Consider the following 9,315-nt stretch of genomic DNA (forward strand, 5'->3'; position numbering starts at 1 on the left):
GGTGTTTTTTTGATCATCCCGCTAGCCTTACCGAGATCAAAAATAAAAACATATAGAGGCTATACATGATTCCATTCATTCGCACGCCAGACTCTCGCTTTGCTCGCCTATCTAATTACCCTTTCAAGCCCAACTATAAAGATATTGATGGCTTGCGGATGCACTATGTTGACGAAGGTTCTAAAAATGCAGACCCCGTTCTCATGCTCCATGGCGAACCAACATGGTCGTATTTATATCGACACATGATTCCTATTTGCGCAGCTGCTGGACATAGAGTGATTGCGCCAGATCTCATTGGCTTCGGAAAATCAGATAAACCAACCAATAAAAACGACTATAGCTACAAAACACATGTTGACTGGCTTCTTAATTTCATTGATCAACTCGAGCTCAACAACATCACTCTTGTATGCCAAGACTGGGGATCACTACTTGGCTTACGCTTAGCCGCAGAGAACTCAGACAGATTTAAAGCCATCGTAGTTGGCAACGGCATGTTGCCCACGGGTGATGAGACAGTTCCAAAAGCATTTAAAATTTGGCGCGCATTTGCATTAAACAGCCCCTGGTTTCCCATCGCGAAAATCATAAACACTGGCTGTTTTAAAACGCTTAGTCCTGATGAAATACGTGCTTACGATGCGCCGTTTCCTAGCTCAAAATACAAAGCTGGAACAAGAGCTTTTCCTGCACTCGTCCCAATCTCCCCTGATAATCCAGCATCTAGCGCAAATAAAGAAGCTTGGAAAGTCCTCGAGAAATGGGAAAAACCATTCCTAACCACATTCAGCAATGGCGACCCAATTACGCGCGGAGGCGATAGATACATGCAGAAGCGTATTCCGGGGGCTCACGGTCAAGAGCACATTACACTCAAGGGCGGGCACTTTTTACAAGAAGACGCTGGGGCAGAATTTGCTGCAGCGATAAATAAACTGCTTGAAGATATCGACCTTAAAAGTTCCGTGAGCGCCAGCGCCTAATATTTGCTATCACCAACACTCTTTTCAAAGCAAAAAAAAGCCCGCTAAAAAGCGGGCTTGGAAACGAAATCACTAAAAACTTGGCCGATCACGTTGCGGGCCTGAATCGCAACACATTCGGTATGCTTTTACTGTAAGCCCCCACCGTCTATTTGTATGTTGCAAATAATTTGCAATGTGTAACGTTTTATTTCAAAAACCGTGACACAGTTACCACAACGCTTTCACTCCAGCCATATCGCACAAAATCTGCCGAATTGATCAAGGTGAGAGAAGTTTCATCAACAGGCTTTTCTTCCATTCTTAAAATTAGAGCATATACTCTAATTTTAAGTGATACGCATAATCACGCGTTTTGTATTATTTCATTTAGACGAGTAAATCCATGCTATTTCCAGTAAAAGTTCAATACTACAAAGGCCTAACCAAAGCTCTTAAAGTGGCGGCCGCCGTTATCCCAATGCCAAAGCCTACTCTTTTTTCCGGCGCGGACTCATCACTAGAACTTTGTGAAGCCATTCACCACCTAGGCATCAAAAAGCTATTGCTTGTCACAGACAAAGTGCTTGTAGAAATAGGACTGCTCAACAAAATTCAAGCAAAACTAGAAGAACAAGGTATCAATGTCACTATTTACGACGGCATTCTTCCAGACCCTACTTATGATCAAGTCGAAAAAGGCTTGAGTATTCTCAAGAAAAACAAATGCGAAGGGATTTTAGCTGTTGGTGGAGGCTCACCTATTGATGCAAGTAAAGCCATTGCTGCAAGAGCTACAAACGATAAGTCTCTCGAAAAAATGGCTGGGCTATTTAAAATCCGAAAAGCACCTTTACCGTTATTCGTTGTGCCAACAACCGCAGGCACAGGTTCTGAAGTCACAATTGTTTCGGTCGTTTCAGATCCAGATACACATCAAAAATCGCCAATCATTGATCCAAAGCTTGTACCAGCCATGGCGGCATTAGACGGTAAATTAATGCTTGGCCTTCCGCCTGCTGTCACTGCGGCAACAGGTATGGATGCTTTAACTCATGCAATCGAGTCGTTCATTTCCACTAATGCTACGGATGAGACACGTGGTTACGCATTAGCAGCGACCAAACTCATCATGGAAAATTTAGAAACATCAGTACATGACGGAAAAAACTTTGAGGCACGCCAAAATATGGCCATGGCGTCATATTATGCAGGACTAGCATTTACAAAAGCAGGTGTTGGTTATGTACACGCTATTGCGCATAACTTTGGCGCTCTATACTCAACGCCTCACGGTCTCGCCAATTCGATCGTCTTACCACACATATTGGACTATTCGAAAAGCGACATCATTCCTCAGCTTGCTGAACTTGCAAAAGCTAGTGCTTTAAAAACAGGCAGAGAAAGCAACAAACAACTCGCTGATAAATTTATAGCTAGAGTACGTAGCATGTTGCAGTCGTTCGAAATCCCAGAGACACTTGATAGCCTTAAAAAAGAAGACATCCCGCGCATTGCGAAGCTTGCTCTGGAAGAAGCACATGCAAATTACCCGGTACCAAAGTATATGGATAAGGGCACTTGCGAGGCATTAATTGGAAAAATGGTGGCGTAAAGAAGTTCACTTAATAAGTTGACGGGAGAGGCAAAGCCCTTCCTCTTCAACAAGGCAACAACACTTAACATTCAAGGCCAACTGAAGCCTTGACATTAAGTAATTAAAACGGCATAGTCTCGCGTCCTTTTTTAACGTAGGCTCAAAAAGTAAGCGATTTCGCAGTTTTGAGTCAGCTAGTTTGAATATTTTCGCGAAATTTTAGGAGCATTACGGTGGCTAACTCCCCATCTTCAAAGAAACGCGCGCGTCAACAAGAAGTACGCCGCCAACGCAACGCAAGCCAACGATCTATGGTTCGCACTTACATCAAGAAAGTTGACGCACAGATTGCTGGCGGCAACTACGATGACGCCCAAGCAGCATATGTAACTGCTGTACCTCTTATCGACGGCATGGTGAACAAGAACTTGTTCCCTAAAAACAAAGCTGCTCGTATCAAGAGCCGTCTCAACGCACGAGTTAAAGCGCTTAAAGCTTAATTCGACGCAGACATAAAAAAACCGAGCTTTGCTCGGTTTTTTTTATGTCTAAATTATTTGCTTACTCTTAAGTTAGAACTAAATTATCAGCATGAATAAGCTCTGGCTCATGGCAATAACCTAACTCTGAAACAATTACAGAACTCGCTTTACCCAAAATCCTCACCGCCTCTTGCGCGCTATAATTACTCAGTCCCCGAGCTACCTCTCTGCCAGCAACATCAATACAACGCACCATCTCGCCTCGCCTAAAATCACCAGAAAGCTCAACAACACCGACAGCAAGCAAGCTATTGCCACCAGCACTAAGCGCCTTTACCGCACCATCATCAAGCGTAAAACTTCCCTTTGTCTGCAAATGGCCTGCAAGCCATTGTTTACGCGCTAATTGCCGATCGGTATTCGACTCAAACACAGTACCCAGATGCTCACCTTGTAATAAGCGAGAGATGATTTCATCGATCTTCCCACCAGCAACAACTGTATATGCACCTGAACGCGCAGCTAATCTAGCAGCCCGCAACTTGGTTGCCATACCACCTCGACCAAGAGCCCCAGAGCGCCCACCCGCCATAGCATCAAGCGCCTTATCTTGTGCACGGACAACATTCAGGAGCTTAGCATCAGAATTAACACGAGGATCTTTATCAAACATACCATCCTGATCAGTCAGGATAATCAGGCCGTCAGCATCTACTAAGTTAGCAACCAAAGCACCTAAAGTATCATTATCGCCAAAACGAATTTCATCAGTCACAACCGTGTCGTTTTCATTGATGATAGGCACCGCACCCATTTCAAGTAAGGTTGTGATCGTGCTTCGAGCATTCAAATAACGCTTACGATCTGACAAATCTTCATGAGTCAGTAGAATCTGCGCAGTCGCTAATCCATGAGAGCGAAAGAACTCCTCATAAGCATTGACCAACCCTGTTTGACCAACCGCAGCAGCAGCCTGCAATAAATTAAGTTGCTCAGGTCTAGCATCCAAACCAAGCCGCACCATACCCTCTGCCACCGAACCAGAGGACACCAAAACAAGCTCGATTCCAGACTGACGACAAGCCGCCATCTGAGCAACCCACTTTTTGATGGACGCCCTATCGAGACCTCGACCATCGTCCGTTAACAGCGCACTACCAATCTTAACTACTATTCGCTTTGCGGCAGGCAACTTACTACGAGCCGCATCGATACTCTTACTATCTAGCACGACAACCTCTTATGGCGCATACTCAACTTCAACGTCGTAATCATCATCGTCAAAGTCGTCATCTTCATCATCTTCGCTAGCACGCGACGCTTTTCGAGCGACCTTATATTCCTCAAGACGCTGACGCGCTTCTTTCTGCATCGCCTCTTTCAGACCAGCTTCCATCTGAGCCAACTCTTCATCATTCGACTCTGCCTCAGCTCGCTCTTCAATCCAACGCATGATATCCCATACTAGAGGCTCTAAGCCCTCATTATTCAAAGCTGACGCTTTGTAAACTGGACCAGTCCAATTCAACGCTTTTATCAACTCATCACAACGCTGATCTCGCTCATCTTCTGGAACCATATCGAGCTTATTCAAGACCAACCAACGCTCTCTTGAGGCTAAGGTCGGACTAAACCCCTCTAATTCACCAACGATCTCATTAATCGCCTCTAGAGGCTCTTTCCCATCAAATGGAGCCATGTCGACAACATGAAGCAGCAAACGGGTACGAACTAAGTGCTTCAGAAAACGTATACCAAGACCCGCACCTTCCGAGGCACCTTTAATCAAACCTGGTATATCGGCCATCACAAAACTTCGGTGAGACTCAACACGCACGACACCCAAATTAGGAACAAGCGTTGTAAAGGGATAGTTCGCGACCTTCGGCTTCGCGGCAGATACCGAACGAATCAATGTAGATTTGCCTGCATTAGGCAGACCCAACAAACCAACATCAGCAAGTACTTTCAATTCAAGACGGAGGTTGCGCTTCTCACCCGGCTTACCCGGCGATGTTTGTCGAGGAGCGCGATTAGTACTTGATTTAAAGCGAGTATTTCCCAAACCATGCCAGCCACCTTGCGCAACAACTAACTGCTGACCTATGTCAGTCAAATCGCCAAGCACTTCCTCAGTATCAACATCAAAGACACTCGTACCGACAGGCACACTTAATACCAAGTCTTCACCTTTTGCGCCGGTACAATTTCGCCCTTTACCACCTTCACCAGACTGAGCTCGATATTGTCGAACATAGCGATAATCAATAAGCGTATTAATACCTTGCCCAGCCTCGAGAATCACAGATCCGCCGTCACCGCCATCACCACCATCTGGACCACCCTTAGGGATATACTTTTCGCGACGAAAACTTAAACACCCATTTCCACCTTTTCCTGCCTCAACAGATATCGTTGCTTCATCTACAAATTTCATATTTTTCCGCTCTATCTACAAGCCACTGACTCAGTTTAACTGCTAGTTTTTCATGCGCTACAAAAACGCAAAAAAAAAGCCCCGCAATGCGGAGCTTTTTTTGATAAGACCAAGCTTATTCCGCTGCTACGATTTCTACGTACTTGCGGTTTTGAGGGCCTTTTGTAACAAACTGAACAACGCCGTCTGCAGTTGCAAACAAAGTGTGGTCTTTACCACAACCAACGTTAGTACCAGCGTGGAAACGTGTGCCACGCTGACGAACAATAATGCTACCTGCTGAAACAACTTGGCCGCCGAAGCGCTTAACGCCTAAGCGTTTACTCTCGGAATCGCGACCGTTCCGGGTACTACCACCCGCTTTCTTGTGAGCCATTAGATTACTCCTTTCGCTATCTGATTCGCACTAGGTGCAAACGCTTAGCTTAGCCTTTAATACCAGTGATTTTCACCTCAGTGTACCACTGACGGTGACCCATTTGCTTCATGTGATGCTTACGACGCTTGAACTTCATGATTTTTACTTTGTCATGACGGCCGTGACTAACGATTTCTGCTGTCACTTTAGCGCCTTTCACGTTTGGCTCACCAATTTTTACATCGTCGCCATTCGCTACAAGCAATACTCGATCAAAATCTACTTTAGCGCCTGTCTCAAGCTCAATTTTTTCTAGCTTAAGTACTTCGCCTTCTGTAACACGGTGCTGCTTACCACCGCTTACGATAACTGCGTACATTTATGTTCTCCAATTTTAATAACCCTCAACTGATAGATCAGAATCTACCCTGCCGTTGTTTCTTAAAGCGCGGCTTTTTCACATCTGTTTCTAAAGGAAGCTCTTCGGCAACCCTATAACAGAGAACAACCTCGTATTTGAGGGGCGCGTGATTTTAATAAAACAAGAAAGCAAATGCAACACTGAAGCCAATCTAATAAGAACTTATCTTGACACTCGACACACCGAACCATAGCATTTGCACCGCATCGATAGATAAGCAGCAAAACTCTACAAAAATTTGAACGATTAAATGCACTTAAAAGACATCTACCAGAGCGTTGAGCAAGAGTTCGACGCAGTCAACGCCCTGATTTTCGATCAACTATCATCTCGCGTTCCTTTAGTTGAAAAAATCGCACAATATATTATTGAGAGCGGTGGCAAACGCATGCGCCCACTTATCACGCTCTTGACCGCAAAAGCACTCAACTACAACAACGATAATGCGGTAAAGCTCGCAACAATCATTGAGTTTTTGCATACCGCAACCTTACTTCACGACGACGTGGTCGATACATCAGAATTGCGTCGAGGCAAAGCCACTGCGAACGCAAACTGGGGAAATGCCCCGAGCGTGTTGGTTGGCGACTTCCTTTATTCACGCGCTTTTCAAATGATGGTAGATATCGGTAGTGTTGAGCTAATGGGCATTCTTGCCAACACAACAAACATTATCGCTGAAGGCGAAGTCTTTCAGCTAATGAATGCAAAAAACCCAAATATCTCTGAGCAACAATATTACGACGTTATCGAGAGTAAAACTGCAATGCTATTCATTGCGGCTTCGCGGGGCATCGCTACGTTGGCAGATTGCGACGAACAAACAATCAATGCTGCAAAAGAATACGGTTTAAAACTAGGACTCGCATTTCAACTCGTCGATGACATCCTTGATTACACTGGCGACGCTCAAGAAATGGGAAAAAACATTGGTGATGACCTAGCCGAAGGAAAACCAACACTCCCGCTAATACAAGCCATGCAAGTCGGCAGTGAAGAACAAATCACCACAATCAGAACAGCTATCCGCAAAGGCGATGGCAATATGATTGAAGAAGTCATTAACATTGTTCAAAGCACTGGCGCTCTCGCATATACTCAAGAAGCTGCAGAGCGATGCAAAGACGACGCAATTAAGGCTGCCAAACAATTAGGCAACAATATCTATTGTGATTGCCTCATTCACTTAGCGGAAATTAGCGTAAATAGAAATAAATAAGCACAAACTAAAATAACCAAGGCTTAAATGTATGCGAACTTTATCCGAGCTTGATGCTTCGTTTCTATTTTTGGAAAGTAGCCGAGCACCATTGCAAGTTGGCGGCACTTATATATTCAAGAAAAAGAGTATTCGCTCGAAATTTAACTTCGAGCGAATCAAAGCCCTTATCGCAAACAAGCTTGGTAATGAAATTTTCTTGCGTCAGAAACTTGTTGAGGCGCCATTAAACAACGAATTTCCGATCTGGTGTGACGACCCAAATTTTGATTTGGAGAATCATGTACACCACATCCAACTTAACACCCTTCAAAGCCCATGCAGCCTTGAAGAACTATCCGCCAAAATACTCAATACACCGCTCGAGCGCCACCAACCTTTGTGGCAAGTTTATTATGTTGACGGTTTAGATAGCGAGTCAGGATACTCCAAGCAACACTTTGCGCTTATCCTCGTTACACACATCTCAGCACTTGACCATTCAACGGGTGAAGACATTCTCAGCCAGCTATTAGATGTCTCTCCGCATGTTCAAAAGCTTACAACACCAGAGCCATGGGTGCCCACTGAACTACCTGAAACAGCATCTTTGATTGAGGCGGCCTATAACACAGCTCTTTCCATTCCATCGAGCATCGCAAACTTGCTCAAAGATACTGCATCTTCAGCGTTTTACAGCGTTCTGTACGAAAAACTGCAGCGTTTAAATCTTCCCTCCGCACTATTAAGCGTAGCGAGCACCCCGCTAAATAAGAAGGTCTCAAGCAAGCGCGTCAGCGACAACTTACGCTTGTCTTTCTCTTCTATTCGCACACTGCGACAAGAGCTCAATAATGTCACGACCAACGACATTCTTATTGGAGTCTGTGCTGAGGCACTTCATAGCTACCTAAAAGATAATAACGCTCTTCCGAAGGCTCCGCTGATTGCACTTTCTCCAATCTCAGTGCGCTCAACAAGCCTTACGTATAAATCTGGAAAACAACTCACTGCTAGTTTGTTTTCGTTAATCACCCATGAATCAAACCCTATTCGTCGAATTCGCCAGATTCATTCGATGGCCACAAGCTCCAATCATTATGACGACGCTATATCTGCGAACAGACTAACCGAGCTTGTACCTAGCAATATGGCCTCACTTTCTGCTCGCGTATACTCAGAATTTTTATTGGCTCAAAAGTTTAAGCCGATGTTCAACCTCCCAATCATCAATATTCCAGGCCCACAATTCCCTCTGTATTTAGAAGAAAACGAACTAGTTTCTTTGTCATGCAGCAGCCCATTGTTTGATGGAATTGGCTTAACGATCACCATCATCAGTTATAACGGCGAATACAATATCAACTGCACCTATTGTCCAGATCGCTTCAACGGAGAGAAGCCATTTTCTCGTTACTTGGAAGAAGCGCTGGAACGTATAGATCAATTGAAACATACAGCACTTGAAGAAAAAGAGGATGAGAGCCGGTCATTTGTAAGCGGCATTATTGACGATGCAAGTGAGCTTGTAAGCGGACTATTCTCATCCACTACAAGCTCGAAGCAAGGCGAATAAAACTTACTTAAACGCCCATTTTAGAAATTCTTTTTTCTCTTCGCTTGATGCTTGATCCCAAAGCACTTTAAGCGCATCAATAGTCGGTAAACCCTGATCTATTGGCGCAGATGGTGTCGCGGTCACAGCTACGTTAGCAGGAGCATCCGCAACAACAGCTGCCGACACTGGACTATGCTTCTCAGCATCATATGGCTCTGACATCGCTACGATATTGCCATTTTGATCAACAACAGAAGCTACAAAGGCTAGCGCAAAGTCACGCGCTTCTCTAACGTTAG

At 44.7% G+C, this 9,315-nt stretch carries 10 protein-coding genes; 5 read left to right on the forward strand and 5 right to left on the reverse strand.

All coding sequences use genetic code 11. The features are described from left to right. The first annotated feature begins 65 nt into the window (after positions 1-65). The 3 genes from A3762_RS23250 (at position 66) to rpsT (ending at position 3,062) form a co-directional block, all read left to right on the forward strand. Positions 66-986, forward strand: coding sequence for a haloalkane dehalogenase (locus A3762_RS23250; RefSeq protein ID WP_068757877.1), 921 nt, complete (start codon positions 66-68; stop codon positions 984-986). Between the two features lie 385 nt (positions 987-1,371). Continuing rightward, the gene (locus tag A3762_RS23255) at positions 1,372-2,580 is read left to right on the forward strand and encodes an iron-containing alcohol dehydrogenase (protein WP_068757881.1); all 1,209 of its coding nucleotides are present in this window, start codon (positions 1,372-1,374) and stop codon (positions 2,578-2,580) included. A 215-nt stretch (positions 2,581-2,795) separates the two neighbouring features. After that, entirely contained in the window at positions 2,796-3,062 is a 267-nt protein-coding gene (gene rpsT / locus A3762_RS23260; protein ID WP_068474025.1) for a 30S ribosomal protein S20, read from the forward strand. A gap of 67 nt (positions 3,063-3,129) precedes the next feature. Here the strand turns inward: rpsT and proB are convergent, their stop codons facing one another. The 4 genes from proB to rplU all read right to left on the reverse strand — a co-directional run bounded on the left by proB (position 3,130) and on the right by rplU (position 6,218). After that, on the reverse strand, positions 3,130-4,275 hold the full coding sequence (gene proB, locus A3762_RS23265; RefSeq protein ID WP_231878908.1) for a glutamate 5-kinase: 1,146 nt from the start codon (positions 4,273-4,275) through the stop codon (positions 3,130-3,132). Between the two features lie 9 nt (positions 4,276-4,284). After that, on the reverse strand, positions 4,285-5,481 hold the full coding sequence (cgtA, locus tag A3762_RS23270; protein WP_068757883.1) for an Obg family GTPase CgtA: 1,197 nt from the start codon (positions 5,479-5,481) through the stop codon (positions 4,285-4,287). Between the two features lie 115 nt (positions 5,482-5,596). Beyond that, the gene (gene rpmA / locus A3762_RS23275) at positions 5,597-5,857 is read right to left on the reverse strand and encodes a 50S ribosomal protein L27 (RefSeq protein ID WP_068478588.1); all 261 of its coding nucleotides are present in this window, start codon (positions 5,855-5,857) and stop codon (positions 5,597-5,599) included. Positions 5,858-5,906: 49 nt separating this feature from the next. Then, the gene (gene rplU / locus A3762_RS23280; protein WP_068458279.1) at positions 5,907-6,218 is read right to left on the reverse strand and encodes a 50S ribosomal protein L21; all 312 of its coding nucleotides are present in this window, start codon (positions 6,216-6,218) and stop codon (positions 5,907-5,909) included. Between the two features lie 292 nt (positions 6,219-6,510). Here rplU and A3762_RS23285 point away from each other — a divergent pair, with 292 nt between their 5' ends. Together A3762_RS23285 and A3762_RS23290 are read left to right on the forward strand one after the other, a co-directional pair. Beyond that, positions 6,511-7,479 (forward strand): polyprenyl synthetase family protein, encoded by a 969-nt coding sequence (locus tag A3762_RS23285; protein ID WP_068757885.1) that lies wholly within the window; start codon positions 6,511-6,513, stop codon positions 7,477-7,479. Positions 7,480-7,510: 31 nt separating this feature from the next. Further along, positions 7,511-9,034: a wax ester/triacylglycerol synthase domain-containing protein gene (locus tag A3762_RS23290; RefSeq protein ID WP_068757887.1), complete on the forward strand. Its 1,524-nt coding sequence runs from the start codon at positions 7,511-7,513 to the stop codon at positions 9,032-9,034. Between the two features lie 3 nt (positions 9,035-9,037). Here the strand turns inward: A3762_RS23290 and A3762_RS23295 are convergent. Beyond that, positions 9,038-9,315, reverse strand: a 278-nt coding sequence (locus tag A3762_RS23295; protein ID WP_156493692.1) for a DUF2057 family protein, incomplete at its 5' end; no start/stop codon positions are given.

It is taken from the genome of Oleiphilus sp. HI0125, from assembly GCF_001635355.1.